Origin of the sequence: Acinetobacter modestus, assembly GCF_014636095.1 — a bacterium.
In the GTDB taxonomy this organism is placed as follows: domain Bacteria; phylum Pseudomonadota; class Gammaproteobacteria; order Pseudomonadales; family Moraxellaceae; genus Acinetobacter; species Acinetobacter modestus.
Map to the genome: position 1 here is coordinate 144,806 of NZ_BMDV01000005.1, position 15,892 is coordinate 160,697.

At 38.8% G+C, this 15,892-nt stretch carries 16 protein-coding genes; 9 read left to right on the plus strand and 7 right to left on the minus strand.

Translation table 11 applies throughout. The features are described from left to right. Nucleotides 1-86: 86 nt before the first annotated feature. Entirely contained in the window at nucleotides 87-1,607 is a 1,521-nt protein-coding gene (locus IEV17_RS12385; RefSeq protein WP_004659136.1) for a catalase, read from the minus strand. A 617-nt stretch (nucleotides 1,608-2,224) separates the two neighbouring features. Between IEV17_RS12385 and IEV17_RS12390 the strand changes: the two genes are divergently transcribed. Further along, nucleotides 2,225-2,683, plus strand: coding sequence for a hypothetical protein (locus IEV17_RS12390; protein ID WP_004659135.1), 459 nt, complete (start codon nucleotides 2,225-2,227; stop codon nucleotides 2,681-2,683). A gap of 65 nt (nucleotides 2,684-2,748) precedes the next feature. Here IEV17_RS12390 and ptsP read toward each other — a convergent pair whose 3' ends face one another. Together ptsP and IEV17_RS12400 are read right to left on the minus strand one after the other, a co-directional pair. Further along, the gene (ptsP, locus tag IEV17_RS12395; protein ID WP_004659134.1) at nucleotides 2,749-5,040 is read right to left on the minus strand and encodes a phosphoenolpyruvate--protein phosphotransferase; all 2,292 of its coding nucleotides are present in this window, start codon (nucleotides 5,038-5,040) and stop codon (nucleotides 2,749-2,751) included. A gap of 92 nt (nucleotides 5,041-5,132) precedes the next feature. Then, a complete protein-coding gene (locus IEV17_RS12400; RefSeq protein WP_004659132.1) occupies nucleotides 5,133-5,609 on the minus strand; it encodes an RNA pyrophosphohydrolase in 477 nt (158 codons plus the stop codon). A gap of 183 nt (nucleotides 5,610-5,792) precedes the next feature. Here IEV17_RS12400 and IEV17_RS12405 point away from each other — a divergent pair, with 183 nt between their 5' ends. Continuing rightward, a complete protein-coding gene (locus tag IEV17_RS12405) occupies nucleotides 5,793-6,443 on the plus strand; it encodes an HAD family hydrolase (protein WP_004659129.1) in 651 nt (216 codons plus the stop codon). Nucleotides 6,444-6,445: 2 nt separating this feature from the next. Here the strand turns inward: IEV17_RS12405 and IEV17_RS12410 are convergent, their stop codons facing one another. Beyond that, nucleotides 6,446-6,904: a macro domain-containing protein gene (locus IEV17_RS12410; RefSeq protein WP_004659127.1), complete on the minus strand. Its 459-nt coding sequence runs from the start codon at nucleotides 6,902-6,904 to the stop codon at nucleotides 6,446-6,448. Nucleotides 6,905-7,035: 131 nt separating this feature from the next. On the opposite strand from IEV17_RS12410, the gene IEV17_RS12415 reads away from it, so the two are divergent. The 3 genes from IEV17_RS12415 (at nucleotide 7,036) to IEV17_RS12425 (ending at nucleotide 10,099) form a co-directional block, all read left to right on the plus strand. Beyond that, nucleotides 7,036-8,472: a DUF2252 domain-containing protein gene (locus IEV17_RS12415; protein WP_004659126.1), complete on the plus strand. Its 1,437-nt coding sequence runs from the start codon at nucleotides 7,036-7,038 to the stop codon at nucleotides 8,470-8,472. A gap of 51 nt (nucleotides 8,473-8,523) precedes the next feature. Next, nucleotides 8,524-9,270 carry a sporulation protein gene (locus IEV17_RS12420; RefSeq protein ID WP_004659123.1) on the plus strand — a complete coding sequence of 249 codons (747 nt, stop codon included), beginning with the start codon at nucleotides 8,524-8,526 and terminating at the stop codon, nucleotides 9,268-9,270. Nucleotides 9,271-9,343: 73 nt separating this feature from the next. Further along, entirely contained in the window at nucleotides 9,344-10,099 is a 756-nt protein-coding gene (locus IEV17_RS12425) for a UCP032817 domain-containing protein (RefSeq protein ID WP_034600680.1), read from the plus strand. An 11-nt stretch (nucleotides 10,100-10,110) separates the two neighbouring features. Here IEV17_RS12425 and IEV17_RS12430 read toward each other — a convergent pair whose 3' ends face one another. Next, on the minus strand, nucleotides 10,111-10,968 hold the full coding sequence (locus IEV17_RS12430) for a LysR family transcriptional regulator (RefSeq protein WP_004659119.1): 858 nt from the start codon (nucleotides 10,966-10,968) through the stop codon (nucleotides 10,111-10,113). Between the two features lie 53 nt (nucleotides 10,969-11,021). Next, nucleotides 11,022-11,228, minus strand: a complete 207-nt coding sequence (locus IEV17_RS12435) for a DUF2061 domain-containing protein (protein WP_004674543.1) — start codon at nucleotides 11,226-11,228, stop codon at nucleotides 11,022-11,024. A gap of 270 nt (nucleotides 11,229-11,498) precedes the next feature. Between IEV17_RS12435 and leuC the strand changes: the two genes are divergently transcribed. From leuC to leuB, 4 genes are all read left to right on the plus strand, one after another. Then, nucleotides 11,499-12,917 (plus strand): 3-isopropylmalate dehydratase large subunit, encoded by a 1,419-nt coding sequence (leuC, locus tag IEV17_RS12440; RefSeq protein WP_004659116.1) that lies wholly within the window; start codon nucleotides 11,499-11,501, stop codon nucleotides 12,915-12,917. A gap of 12 nt (nucleotides 12,918-12,929) precedes the next feature. Then, on the plus strand, nucleotides 12,930-13,580 hold the full coding sequence (gene leuD / locus IEV17_RS12445) for a 3-isopropylmalate dehydratase small subunit (protein ID WP_004659114.1): 651 nt from the start codon (nucleotides 12,930-12,932) through the stop codon (nucleotides 13,578-13,580). 147 nt (nucleotides 13,581-13,727) lie between these two features. Continuing rightward, nucleotides 13,728-14,303, plus strand: coding sequence for a hypothetical protein (locus IEV17_RS12450; protein WP_004659113.1), 576 nt, complete (start codon nucleotides 13,728-13,730; stop codon nucleotides 14,301-14,303). Between the two features lie 45 nt (nucleotides 14,304-14,348). After that, complete coding sequence (leuB, locus tag IEV17_RS12455; protein ID WP_004659109.1) at nucleotides 14,349-15,428, plus strand: 3-isopropylmalate dehydrogenase; 1,080 nt, start codon at nucleotides 14,349-14,351, stop codon at nucleotides 15,426-15,428. A gap of 66 nt (nucleotides 15,429-15,494) precedes the next feature. On the opposite strand, the gene IEV17_RS17230 is transcribed toward leuB, so the two are convergent. After that, a complete protein-coding gene (locus IEV17_RS17230; protein ID WP_081399775.1) occupies nucleotides 15,495-15,848 on the minus strand; it encodes a hypothetical protein in 354 nt (117 codons plus the stop codon). Nucleotides 15,849-15,892 lie beyond the last annotated feature (44 nt).

Consider the following 15,892-nt stretch of genomic DNA (forward strand, 5'->3'; position numbering starts at 1 on the left):
TTTTCTATAAGAGATTGACTAAATTGTTACCTAAGTTCATAAAAAAAGCCATCCGCAGATGGCTTTTTATTTGGATGTTTTAGGGTTTAAAGAAAGCTTGGTAAATGACGAGCAGGGTCAGTCTCACGGGCAGCTTGCGCATCAGCAACAGTCATACCAAGTGCTTTTGCAACACCTTCACCATAAGCAGGGTGGCAAGCATAGCAGTTTCGGATATGACGATACTTGATAAAGTCCAAAGCATCGCCCATCGCGCGTGCTGTATTGCCAAATAAGGCATCTTGCTGTTCAGGTGTCATTAACTCGAACAAGGCACGCGGTTGACTGAAGTAGTCATTATCATCTTCACGATAATCCCAGAAGTCTGCATCACCATTGATTTTCAATGGTGGTTCTTTGTACTGCGGCTGTTCTTGCCATTGGCCGAAGCTGTTGGGTTCATAATGTGGTAAACCACCATAGTTGGCATCAATGCGACCTTGACCATCACGGTGATTACTGTGAACAGGGCAGCGAGCAGCATTCACTGGAATTTGTTGATAGTTCACACCTAAACGGTAACGTTGTGCATCCGCATAGTTAAATAGGCGTGCCTGTAACATACGGTCAGGTGAAACGCTAATACCTGGCACTAAGTTACTTGGTGCAAAAGCAGATTGTTCAACATCTAGGAAGAAGTTTTCAGAGTTGCGATTCAGTTCAAACTCACCGACTTCAATCAGTGGATAGTCGCCATGAGGCCAAACTTTAGTTAAATCGAATGGATGATATGGAACTTTCTCAGCATCTTGTTCTGGCATGATTTGTACGAAAAGCGTCCATTTTGGATAGTCTTGACGTTCGATGGCATCGAATAAATCGCGTTGATGGCTTTCACGGTCTTGACCCACTAATTCACCTGCTTCTGCATCGGTTAGGTTTTTAATTCCTTGTTGCGTTCTAAAGTGGAATTTCACCCAGAAACGTTCATTGGCTGCATTAATGAAGCTATAGGTATGACTACTAAAACCATGCATATGTCGGTAGCTAGCAGGGATACCGCGATCTGACATCACAATCGTGACTTGATGCAGGGCTTCTGGCAATAACGTCCAGAAATCCCAGTTATTGGTGGCACTACGGAGATTGGTTTTTGGGTCGCGTTTTACTGCTTTGTTGAGATCTGGGAATTTGCGTGGATCACGTAAGAAGAATACAGGGGTATTATTACCTACCATATCCCAGTTACCTTCTTCAGTATAAAATTTTAAGGCAAAACCACGAATATCTCGTTCAGCATCTGCTGCGCCACGTTCGCCTGCAACCGTGGTAAAACGAGCAAACATTTCTGTTTTTTTTCCGATTTCGCTAAAAATTTTAGCGCGGGTATATTGAGTAATATCATGGGTAACTGTAAATGTACCGAATGCACCAGAACCTTTAGCGTGCATACGGCGCTCAGGAATCACTTCACGGACAAAGTTGGCAAGTTTTTCATTTAGCCATAAATCTTGGGCTAATAAAGGACCCCGAGCACCTGCTGTCATACTATTTTGATTATCCACCACGGGTGCACCAAAATCAGTGGTTAAGTGGCTATAAGGACATTTTTTATCGTCTTGGCTCATGTTCTATCTCCATCAAGATGACCTGTGAGCTGGGTCATCCGAACTGTTTGACCGTTCAAAGATATGAATGTTTAACCGTATCAGCTACAAAATGGGTATCAAAAAATGAAGATGCCTAAATTGATTTGTAATGATGGGGTTTACATCCTTTGTATTTTTACTCTAGGTTGATGAAAGTTTTTTTTCCAATGGATTAAAGTTGATGTCATAAATGCTTTATCCGATTGAAGCTGTTTAAAGCTTAAACATGAACTTAGCTTTTGTAGATATGAAATTTGTTAAAAAAAGATAAAAGATAATGGAAAAATAAAGACTTACTGTATTGCTAGGTTTTAACTAGAAGTAGGAAAAAAGCTGACATTCAGAAGCAAGCTTTGATTAATTTGTTTCATTCAGGGACATCTTTGCCATGTTGGAGTTATGTAAAATCACCTAAAAATAGCCATTTGAAAATGCGGTCGTTTAATTTTTTTTGACGTGAATGAGTGGATTTAGTACCTGTTTTTATATTCAATTTTGGTATCTAAAAACATAAACTCGGTTGGAGATATGTAAAACCCCATGATATTAAAATTTGCTATGTTATTTTGAGCTTAATTTTGCAGAGATTAAAACAAATGAAGAAATTAGTGCTCGGTTTAGGACTATCTTTAACCGTTTTAGCAGGATGTACATCTATTATGCCACATTCAGATCAAACTAAAGCAGATGCAGCTCAATCACTCAGTGTTGAATTTGTGGGACAAGGCACTTATAACGTTGTACAACAACAAGGTACAGTTCGTTTATATGCGGTTGAAAACCGTATGGCAGATGTTCCGGCGACCTTGATCACACAAAAGAAAATACAAGTATCTCAGGTGCCTTTTACAGTTGATTTGAATATTCCTGCAAATCATCGTCAAAATATTCAGCCATCAGTTCGAGATAATGCAGAATTGAATTACTATATTACATGGGAACCTGATGTTAAAAATTTAACTGGTAAAGATTTGATTGCAATTGATTATGATCGTAAATTCCCAGCGGTTAGCCTGAATAAAACCAAACAACAGATCTATTTACGACAGAATTAATAAATACTGAAAATAAAAAAGCGATCAACTAAATGATGATCGCTTTTTTATTTTCTAAAATCATTTTAACTGACTAAACGATTTGATTTGACCATATCTGCAAGGCCATGAGTTTTAAAGTAGTGTTCAAGCCAACTTTTAATGACCAGAGGGTTATTCATGTGTAAAACATCGTCTAAGAGTTGTTTTGCATCACTCATTGGGACATGACAAATCGCTTTACGAACTCTTAATATATTGCTAGAACTCATGGAAAGCGTATTGAAGCCCATCGCCATCAGTAGAATGGCAGATAATGGGTCTCCTGCCATTTCACCACAGACACTGACTGGTTTTTGATAGATATGACAATCTTCTACTAAACGGTTTAAAGCGCGTAAGACAGATGGATGAAAGTGCGAATATACGTTAGCAACATGAGGATTATTACGATCAACAGCCAATAAATATTGGGTTAAGTCATTTGAGCCAACTGAAAAGAAGTCGACTAGCTCCGCAAACTCCCCAATTTGTAAAAGTACACTCGGTACTTCAACCATGATCCCAATTTTAGGCTTAGTGATTTTGACTTGTTCTTCTTCTTGTACAGCTAACCAGTCTCGTTCCAATAGATACAAGACTTCCTCAACTTCACTGACACTTGTCACCATCGGCAATAAAATATGCAAATTATTCAAACCAATACTAGCTTTTAGCATGGCACGGATTTGCGCTGAGAAAATTTCAGGATGATCCAGAGTAAAGCGTAGACCACGCCAACCTAATGCTGAGTTTTCTTCTTCAATACTAAAATAAGGCAAATCTTTATCCGCACCGATATCGAGAGTTCGCATAATTACGGGCTTATTGGCAAAATGGCTCAACTGCTGACGATAGATGGCACGTTGTTCTTCTTCACCTGGGAAGCGTTCGCGTAGCATGAACGGAATTTCGCTGCGATATAAACCGACACCTTTTGCACCACGTTGCACGCCACGAACAACGTCAATCATCAAACCTGTATTTACGAATAAAGGAATAGAGACACCATCAGGTGTAATCGCATCTTTGGTTTCATATTGCTTCAAATCTTTGGCGATTTGTTCTTCTTCTTTCTGGACTTCTTTATATCGTTGACGTAATCGACGTGGTGGGTTAACAAAAACACGACCTTGATAGGCATCGACAATCATTTCAATATCATCAAGAGTCGTGATTGGTAATTCAGTCACACCGACAACAGTTGGAATACCTAACGCACGTGCAACGATCACCATATGTGAATTCGCTGCACCTTCAGAAGTCACAATCGCAGCGATTTTATCAACAGGAAGTTCAACTAAAGCCGCCGTGCTAATTTCCTCACCAATTAAAATACTGTCTGGGCTAAGTTCACGGTGACTGGAATCATTTTCTTGTAAACAAGCTAAAATTCGTCGACCAAGATCTTTTAGGTCAGAAACACGTTCGCGTAAGTAATCGTCCTCCATTTGAGCAAATAGCGCGATATGTTTGTCGATGACTTTACGCACCGCACCTTGTGCCCAACTACCTGCACGAATATGGTCTTTGATTTCACTTGGCAATGCATTTTCATCTAACATTCGTAAAAACACGCTAAATAATGCGCGTTCTTCTGACATCAATGAGTCTTGCATTTTCTCATCTAAAGATTGGATTTCTAAACGTACTGCAGCAATCGCTTGATCTAATAGGTCAAGTTCATCACTAATATCTTCAGCTTCACGATCGGGAATTGCAGCAAGATCGGCTGGGGGATAGAGCACGATGGCACGACCTAATGCAATCCCTCCAGCACCTGAAACCCCTTGGAATGTTTTGTAAGATGAACCACTGGTCGGTTTGCGGAAAACATCAATATTTCCGACCGCATGAGCATGTGCAATTACCCCTGAGAGTTGCGCACATAAGGTGACCAGAAATGATTCAGCTGCTTCACTAAAGTCTTGAGACTCTTTATTTTGAACAACTAAAACGCCCATCACTTTACGGCGATACATCACGGGTACGCCAAGAAATGAGTTAAATAGCTCTTCACCTGTTTCGGGCAAATAAGCAAAGCGTTCATGCTTAGGTGCGTTATCTAGGTTTACAATTTCTTCACGTTTACCGACTAGACCGACTAAGCCTTCACCAACACTCAAAGAAACGTGTCCAACAGCTTCAGGTTTTAAACCCTTTGAAGCCATGAGCACATAGCGTTTGTTTCGTTCATCCAATAAATAAATGGAGCATACATCTACATGCATCGCTTCAGCCACATGATTGACCATAATGTCCAAAGAATCATGCAAACTGACGGACGCATTAATTTCTTGCACAATGCGTCTAAGCGTGTCGAGTTGCATGTTTGACATGGATGTTTACTCCAATTTATAAATCGTTATCGGTCTAGTTATAACAGCTCTATGATCAAAAATCATTGCTTAAAGTGATGATTTGTTGACGATTAACGCTGCGGTAATTGTAAACACAACTCCATCATGGCTCTGCGGTAAACATCTCTTTTGAAGTTCACTACTTGACCTAACGGATACCAGTAACTCACCCATTGCCATTCATCGAACTCGGGTGGGTCTGATAGATTTAACTGAATATGATGCGGCGATGCCGTTAATTTCAGTAAAAACCACTTTTGCTTTTGTCCAATACATACCGGATCAGAATCTGACCGAATGTACCGATGTGGCAAACGATAACGCAGCCAACTTTTAGTTTGCGCTATAATTTGGACGTGTTCGGGCAATAAACCGACTTCTTCTCTCAGTTCACGATAAAGTGCCTGTTCAGGGGTTTCTCCAAACTGGATCCCTCCTTGTGGAAATTGCCAAGCATTGTGACCAATGCGTTTTGCCCATAAAACTTGTCCGTCATCGTTTGCCAAAATGATCCCGACGTTGGGTCGGAAACCTTCTGAATCGATCATTTGGCTACCTAAATTTTCTCTATATCGTTGACTTTGATCTCGGGGACAGTCACTCTTCACGTCCAACTCGAAAAAGGTCAAAGTAAAATGTTTAAAATTGCTATGATCTTAACGAATTTTTAGTCACTTACGGAAATAGATTTACGTTTTTTTTCTTTAATTTGCATTTAAATGAGCATTTATATGAAATTGGCTTTGTTTGATTTAGATCACACCCTGTTAAATACCGATTCTGACCATTCATGGGGTGAATTTTTAGTTAATGAAGGTTTGGTTGATCCAGTTCATCATCGCCAAATGAATGATAAATTCTATGAGGACTATAAGGCAGGACAACTTGATCCGATTGCCTATAACGAATTTGTATTTGAATTTTTAACTAAACACGACAATGACTATTTAACTGAACTACATCAGTTGTTTATGCAAAAAGTGATTCGTCCCCAAATGCGTCCGAAAGGTTTTGATGCAATAAAAAAGCATCAAGATTTAGGTCATGCGATTGTAGGTATTACTGCAACGAGTGATTTTATTACGGCTCCGATTTTTCGTGAATTTGGTATTACTGAAATTATTGCGACGAATGCCGAAGTTCTTGATGGGAAGTATACGGGTAAGGTGACAGGTTTACCTTGTTATCAGAAAGGTAAGCTTGCTCGTTTAGATCAATGGTTACAGGGAAGAGTAGTTGATGAGTCTTGGGCGTATTCAGATTCGATTAATGATCGTTTTTTGCTTGAATATGCAACCCATGCGATTGCTGTAAATCCAGATGACCGTTTAGAGAAATTAGCTGAAGAAAAAAATTGGGACATCCAAGACTGGTCGATCTAAAATTATGGAGTTGGAAGAACAACGAGTCTATGATCGAGGTCTCCCAACTCCTCATCAGTAATTGTTGCAATCAAGTTCCAATAACCTTTGGCAAGTCCAACACCAATCATTGGATAAGCTATTTTTGCTGTAGAGAAGTTTTGTTTAACTTGTTTAAAGACGTTTCGAATAGCATGATAATCAGCTTTAATACCTTGTCCGCGCCAATTAAACTGCGTATAAGCATTAAGAATAATAAAATTACAATCATCACGAATAATATTCGCTGTGCTGTATGTTCCTAGCTTTTCCTTATCGCCAGAAATGGTATTTAAGTCAGCATGGTAGGCTTCTGGAAACTCTTTTTTGATGATTTTTGCAATTCCAGCCCCCATTGTACAGAAGCAATTGCAACCATGAATGATGACATCAAATTCTCCAGCTTGAGCAAGAGCAATTAAGTCTCCAGTAATTTTATTCATTTTAAGATTCTCTAATTTAAAAATATAATATTTGAGGGATATATTATTAACCCCAATAAAAATATTGAATTATATCTCTGTCAATATTATAAGAATAACAAATAATTATCCTTTAGAATAATGAGTAAATAATGCCTAAAACACCACAAATTAAATTACCCAAACAACTTTGGACAGAAGACTGCATTGATCTTACTCGGCATAGTTATCAAGGTAAGTTACTGACAAAAACCGAAGGTTTTAAATTAGGAAAAGCGCAACGTCAAAAAGTTTCACGTGAACAGTTGTCACAACTATCGCAACGACCTAAAGGTCTAACGGCTTTAAATATCTATGATTGGAGTAACCAAGGACGTTTAGAGCAGCTTAAGCCGATTCGTGCAAAACGTATGAGTGTTTCTCCATTTACCTATTATCGCGGTATGCCTTCTTTAATGTTGTTTGATCAAGCATGGGAGCAGTTTAACTCAGGCTTATTCCAGCAAATTTGTGGTGATTGTCATTTAAGTAATTTTGGCGGTTTTGCTAGTCCTGAACGTAATTTATTATTCGGTATTAATGATTTTGATGAGACATTGGTTGCTCCATTTGAATGGGATTTAAAACGGTTAGCAACGAGTTTTGTGATTGCCGCTCGTGATATTGATCTCGCCGATAAAGTGGGTTTAAAAGCAATTAAAACCATGTTGCATAGTTATCGTCAGCATTTATTAGAAAACTCGGACTTGTCGCCACTACAGGTTTGGTATGACAAGGTCGATGCCACGACATTGCTAGAGAATACGGAATGCCGAAAGCTCAGAAAGAAAAGAGAGAAACATCTTGATTCAGCACAAAAGAGAAATGCACATTCGGTTTTGCCAAAGTTAACTGAAAAAAATGAGGATACGGGTTTTAGGCATTTTATTGATGACAAACCACTTTTATGGCACCCCCAAACAAATGAACCTTTTGCCCACAATCTTGATCAATTCTTTTCGTGTTATCGAGATTCATTGAAATTTGATCGACAAGTTTTATTTGATCGTTATCAACGTACAGACGTTGCACTCAAAGTAGTTGGGGTTGGAAGTGTTGGCACACGCTCTGCTGTTGCGCTGTTCCAAGATGCAGATCGAGAGCCATTGATATTACAAATGAAAGAAGCGAATCCTTCAATACTTAGCCCACTTTTCAAAGATAAAGTAGAACATGAAGGTGAGCGAGTCATTCATGGTCAACAATTAATGCAGGCTGCTAGTGATATTTTCTTAGGATTTTCTACATTAGATAAACATTTCCACATCCGTCAGCTTCGAGATATGAAGATTTCTGTGGATTTAACAGATATGGATGACGAATATTTTTATGAATATGCTGAAAGTTGTGGCTTAGCATTGGCGCATGCACATGCAAAATCTGGTAATGCCGATGTTTTGATAGGCTATTTAGGTGAAGGCAACAAGATTGTAGATGTTTTGCAAGAGTATGCCATGCGATATGCTGAGCGAAATTTGAATGATTATCAGCAATTTATGAACGAAATAGCAGATGGCAAGCTTGAAATCGCTGGGGATGAAGCACTTTAAAAATAAGTAGCCAGTTATAGATTTAACGAAATAATTCAAAAGGGTTGAAACATGTTTAATAAAATTATGTCAAGTTTGGGTATTCAAGGGGTAACTGTAGAAACGCATTTGCATAATCCTACTTTACAGGCGGGTGAAACGCTTCACGGAGAAATTAGTTTTAAAGGTGGTTCATCAGATAAAGAAATCAATGCTTTGTACTTACAATTGATGACGATGGCTGAAGTCGAATCAGGTGATCACGAGTTTAATCAACCTTTGATTTTGGAACAGTGGTTAATTAGTTCTAATTTTTTGCTGGCTGCAAATCAATCACACAATATTCCTTTTACTATGGAAATTCCGCATGAAACGCCTATCACTGAAGTTTCTTGTCGCCGTAATGGTATAAGGGTTTGGATCAATACCCGTCTAGATGTAGATTGGGGTATAGATGCAACAGATCGTGATTATTTAAGTATATTACCAACGCCAGCGATGCAAATGTTTTTACAGGCGATGCAACAATGTGGTTTTGTTTTATCGACTGTAGATGTAGAAAAAGGGCAACTCACTGCGCGTAACTTTAGGTCGACGATTGGTTGTTACCAAGAGCTTGAGTTTGTATCTTCACATCTGTTCAGCGGTTTTAATGAGGTAGAAGTTTCATTCGTTGCTGAACCACATCAAACGCATGTCATGCTTGAAGTAGATCGTCATTTTCGATCTGATCAATTATTGACGATGACTATTCCGCATCATTTATTAGATGTAAATCAGATCGTTCAGCAAATTCGTCGACTATTACAAATCGCGTAGTGAATATTAAACTTCCTTGTTCGGGAGGTTTTTTTGTCATCTCACTGTCATCTTCTCTTTATAAGATGACAGTATGAAAATAAAAACAAATCAGGAAGAACATACTTCCAGCATGCTTAATGCATTACTCAAATTAGAACGCCAGCAACCGATGATAAAAACACGCTGGATTATCCTGCCGATTTTAGTCTTACTGCTCATGTATAGTTGGCAACAGCAGATATTTACCGCTTGGGTTTTACTCTCATTAATATGGACAATTATTGTTTTAAACCATGTTTTGATCGCCAAGACTCGAAGGAATAAATTAGAGAAGATTGAGCAACTCAACATTGATCCAATATTTTGGAATAAATTAAAACAACAGTATCCCGAACTGAGCTTAAAACAACGTCGACTGATTGAACTAGGCTTTAAGGATTATTTGGCATTACACGTGATGCAAAAACAAGCCTATACCATGCCTTCACATGCTGTAGATGCTTTATGGCATGTGATGTTGCAATATCCAATCCAATATCAATATTTATGTAAGCAAACTATTGGCCGAACTTTGCATCATAGCCCTTATGATGCAGGCATTAAACCAGAAGAACAGGCACGGCAATTATTTGAAGCTTGGAAGTATAGTTGTATGTTACATGGATATAATCCAAGGAATACGATGCAATTGCCACGATTGTTTGCCATTGATCAGGCTTTGGCTTGGGAAAATGGACAATTATTTGAACTTGAACAAATGACCAAAGATTTTGCAAAATACATGCAAGATCAATCATCATCTTCATCCAGTTGCGGTAGTAGTTGTAGCAGTTGCGGTGGCGATTAACTGACTCAGCTTCACTGCATCATATGAATTAATTCTTCCGCTGCTTTTGATTGGATTCGTGCAGGATGCCACACCATACCCAATTGGCGTTGCATATCAAGATTGAGATCGAGTTGTTTTAAATCTTGATTCACCAAAGTTTTGGGTAATACTGACCAACCTAAGCCAATAGAAACTAACATTCTAATCGACTCTAAGGGATTGTTACTCATACTAATTTTTGGTTTTAAGCTCTTTTTTTCAAACTCTGCTAATGTGATTTGACTGGTATAGGTGTGTGCTGCGGGTAAAAGACTAGGATAAGCAATCAAATCTTCTAATTTAAGTTGTGATTGTTGCGCTAAAGGATGAAAAGGTGAGGTGACAAAAACCAAAGGATCATTCCAAATAGTCAAGTAACTTAGGCGTTCATCTCCAATTGGAGGGAGAGTTAAAAAGGCCAGTTCGAGTTCACCTGCTAAAACTTGTTCATGCGCCTGTTCTGAGTCTACAAAATGCACATCTAAAGTGACTTGTGGAAAAGATTGCACAAAAGCTTTCAGTGGGTCTGCGAGATGATGCAATCCGATATGATGACTCGTCCCAATTTTTAAACGACCTTGTACCTGATTCTGCTCATGACTCAGTGTATGGTGAATTTCACCTAATTCATTGAGCCATGTTCTCACTTTCGGTAATAAAGAATGGGCAGCATGGGTCGGTTGAATACCGCGTCCTGCGGATTCAAACAGTTTTACTCCAAAATATTCTTCAAGCGTATGAATGCGTTTGGTCACCGCAGGTTGAGTAATAAATAATTGTTCCGCCGCGATAGAAATTGAACCCGTTTCCATCACTTTTAAAAATGCTTCAAATGCAGCAAGATTCATACAGGCTTACTCAAATAACTTTAAAATAGGTGCTCAAATATTGATGTTGAAAATTAGAAATAATTCCAAACTTTTTCATGGAAGAAAAAGGCAAAAGCTTGTACGGTTGGTTCAATTAAACTTAAGGTTGCAGCCATGATTAAATTCCCCGTAATCATATAGGCAACTATCATCGCAACACTAATATGCATGATGTAGTAACTCAAGGTTTTTTTTAAAGTCCGTTGATTGTTAATCACGAATTGCTGAATGTTTGCCATATCGCTCACCGTTTCAAATCCTATTTAATTAAATAATAATTATTATCATTTATAAAGTAAAAAAGAAATTTCGATTGCTGATGATCGAACTTTTAGATAGAAAAGGATTTATCTCTTTTATTGAAAAAATTGATGCGCAAATGAATTATTTATTCCAAAAAGTTTGATAACTAATAAAAATGATAAATTAGATTTATGTGAAAGCATTGCTATAATAAATTTAAGATTTAGTTACCCAGTCCTATGACAAGCACGTTGGAGAGCGACGACATGGCAGGCAAGACATTATATGACAAATTATGGGATGACCATTTAGTTAAGCAACGTGATGATGGTTCAAGCTTGATTTATATTGATCGTCATTTATTACATGAAGTGACTAGCCCTCAAGCATTTGAAGGCTTACAACTTGCTGATCGTCAGCCATGGCGTTTAAGTGCCAATGTCGCAACACCTGACCATAACGTTCCAACTTCTAAAAAAGAGCGTGAGCAAGGAATTGCTGGAATCGAAGATGATACGTCTCGTATCCAAGTCCAAACTTTAGATGATAACTGTAAGACGTTTAATATCGTTGAATTTGGTATTAATGATATTCGTCAAGGTATCGCCCACGTGGTAGGACCAGAGCAAGGTTTAACTTTGCCGGGTATGACAGTGGTCTGTGGTGACTCACACACAGCTACACATGGCGCATTTGGTTGTTTAGCGCACGGTATTGGCACGTCAGAAGTTGAGCATGTGTTAGCAACTCAATGTTTAGTACAGAAAAAATCGAAAAACATGCTTGTTCGTGTTGATGGTGTATTAGGCAAAGGCGTGACGTCGAAAGATGTTGTTTTAGCGATTATCGGCAAAATTGGAACGGCTGGTGGTACAGGCTATGCCATTGAATTTGGTGGTCAAGTGTTCCGTGATATGTCGATCGAAGGGCGTATGACCGTATGTAACATGGCAATCGAAGCGGGTGCGCGCGTAGGTATGGTTGCTGTTGATGATAAAACCATTGCTTATGTGAAAGATCGTAACTATGCGCCTAAAGGCGAGCAGTGGGATCAAGCCGTAGAATATTGGAATACCTTACATTCAGACGAAGATGCTGTATTTGATGCAGTAGTCGTATTGAATGGTGCTGAGATTGAGCCACAAGTTTCTTGGGGAACTTCTCCAGAAATGGTGATCCCTGTTTCGCAAGCAGTACCGACTTTAGAACAAGCAAAAGATGATGTTCAGCGTAATGATTGGACTCGTGCTTATCAATATATGGGTTTAACTGCTGGTCAAGCGTTGTCTGATATTCAATTAGATCGTGTCTTTATTGGTTCATGTACCAATTCTCGTATTGAAGATATTCGGGCTGCGGCAGATGTCGTGAAAGGGCGTAAAGTTGCATCTAGTATTAAACAGGCGATGATCGTTCCGGGTTCAGGTTTGGTGAAGCAACAAGCAGAACAAGAAGGCTTGGATCAAATTTTCTTAGACGCTGGTTTTGAATGGCGTGAGCCAGGTTGTTCAATGTGCTTAGCAATGAACGCTGATAAATTACAACCAGGCGAACATTGTGCATCTACTTCGAATCGTAATTTTGAAGGTCGTCAGGGTAACGGTGGTCGTACACATTTAGTGAGCCCAGCAATGGCTGCAGCAGCTGCAATTGCAGGTCATTTTGTTGATGTACGTTCATTCTAAAGGAGCAAAATCATGAAAAAATACACTGTAGAACAAGGTATTGTTGCACCTTTAGATCGTGCAAATGTTGATACTGATTTAATCATTCCAAAACAGTTTTTGAAGTCAATTAAACGCACAGGTTTTGGCGATAACTTATTTGATGAATTGCGTTATTTAGATGAAGGCTATTTAGGGCAAGATATTAGCAAACGTCCAATTAACCCTGAATTTGTGTTGAATAAACCGCGTTATCAAGGTTCAACGATTTTATTGGCACGTACTAACTTTGGTTGTGGCTCTAGTCGTGAACACGCGCCTTGGGCTTTGAATGAGTATGGTTTCCGTACGGTGATTGCTCCAAGCTTTGCAGATATTTTCTTTAATAACTGCTTTAAAAATGGCATGTTGCCTGTGATTTTATCTGAAGAGATTGTTGATCAGTTATTCAAGGAATGTGCTGAAACCGAGGGTTATCAATTGACCATCGATTTAGAAGTTCAGGAAGTGCGCACGCCAACAGGTGAAGCATTTAAATTTGAAATTGATCCATTCCGTAAGCACTGCTTATTAAATGGTTTGGATGATATTGGCTTAACTTTACAAGTGGCAGATGATATTCGCGCTTTTGAAGCCAAGGCAAAACAAGTACGTCCTTGGGTGTTTCAAGAGATAGAAGCTTAAGTTTTATTTATATTTCATCAATATAAACATAGCTTAATGTTTTAGTACATTTTAAATATAGCCATAGCGCAGACATGGAACTCTTGTTAACATGCGAGTAGATATATTCGCTTGCATGTTTGCATGATATAGGACTGGGCTTGAATAATGAAAAGAAGACTCGCTCGCAGTATTTTGCTGTGTTTAGGTGTTGGTATGACATTAACCGCATGTCAGAATTCTACGAATATGGTTGATCAGGTTCGTATTGCCCAAAATACAGTAGGTAATAAAGCGGAAAATGCAACTTTGTATTGTTCAGGCGTCGAAAATTGTGAGTTTGAACGAATCAATGACATTGCTGTGATCGATGCCAAATCGCACCGTATTAGCCAACAGGCGATGGAGCGAGGGATTGTACGATTGCATGGTTCGGTTTTTAGTAGAAAACAACAAGTCTACTTAAATGTACCAGCCAAACAATATGAAGTAGTCATTCGCTTTTATCCTATTTCACCAGACCGAGCTGAAACCTTCCATGTGATTCATGCGTTCAAGCCGCATCAAAGCTATACCTTTAAAATGTACCGAGACCGTGCATATCGTTCGGGTAGTTTATTAAATGTTTCTATACCTGAACCTTTATGTGTGGATTTGCAACAAGAACAGCATACGATTCGTCGATTCTGTCGCCCATATGATGTGAGCACAGGTTTGGGTGAATTTGTTGAGAAAAAGATTTAATCGGCTTGCAGTATGAAAGCTGCATATATGAAACTGGAAGAATAAATGTCTAAACATATTTTAATTTTAGCAGGCGATGGTATCGGTCCTGAGATTGTTGGTGCAGCTGAGCAAGTACTAACTAAGGTGAATCAAAAATTTAATTTAGGTTTGACATGGGAACAAGGTTTACTGGGTGGTGCAGCAATTGATGCTCACGGTGAACCATATCCAGCTGTAACAAGCGAACAAGCTAAAAATGCTGATGCCATTTTATTAGGTGCGGTTGGTGGTCCTAAGTGGGATACCATTGAACGTTCGATTCGTCCAGAACGTGGTTTGCTTAAAATTCGTAGCGAATTGAATTTATTTGCAAATTTACGTCCAGCGCTTCTTTACCCACAATTGGCTGATGCTTCTAGTTTAAAGCCAGAAATCGTTGCTGGTTTGGATATCCTAATTGTTCGTGAATTAACGGGGGGGATCTACTTTGGTCAACCACGTGGTATTCGCGAATTAGAAAATGGCGAAAAACAAGGTTATAACACTGATGTTTATTCAGAAAGTGAAATCAAGCGTATTGCCAAAGTTGCATTTGAGCTAGCAGGCTTGCGCGGTGGCAAAGTATGCTCGGTTGATAAAGCCAATGTATTGGAAGTGACTGAATTGTGGAAGCAAACGGTTACTGATTTACAGCAAGCACAATATTCAAACATTCAACTCTCACATATGTATGTTGACAATGCTGCGATGCAGTTAGTGCGTGCACCAAAGCAGTTTGATGTGATCGTCACAGGTAATTTATTTGGTGATATCTTATCTGATGAAGCAGCAATGTTGACAGGTTCGATCGGCATGTTGCCTTCTGCATCTTTAGATGAAAATGGCAAAGGCATGTATGAGCCATGTCATGGTTCTGCACCAGATATTGCTGGTCAAAATGTTGCTAATCCATTGGCAACTATTCTTTCAGTTGCGATGATGTTACGTTATACCTTCCGTGAAGAAGCTGCAGCAAAAGCAATTGAAGATGCTGTAGGTCAAGTATTAGATCAAGGTTTGCGTACAGCAGATATTATGTCTGAAGGCATGACAAAAGTTGGTACAGATGCTATGGGTGAAGCTGTAGTTTCAGCACTAAACTAAGTGTTATAGCCAATTAAAAACGCAGCTTGGGCTGCGTTTTTTTATAACTTAATGTATATAGGCGAACTAACAAGCCTTGCCTTCATAGCGAATAGAGCGAGCAATTTGTTGTTGGTCTAGCTCAAAAATGATGTGACAATAAAACTTAACGTCATAGGATTGACTATAAGTAACACCTGATGATATTCGAGAACCATTAATTGAGGTTCCCATATCTTGAGGAATGGGGATGCTTATTGGACGAAGAACAGTAAATGTTAAATCTTGGTTGGTTTTTTGAGCTTGCTTTAAGGTTTGAAATCCTAAGCTTCTAAGATTAAGGTTTTGCTGAATATGATCTGCGGACTGACCAATATAAGGCTCTAAGTAGTCTTGAAGTTTAACTGATTGCCATCCCGGCGTTGTACAAGCTTGTAAAATAAAAAAAGATGATTAGATATTTATAATTCATATAGAAGATTTTC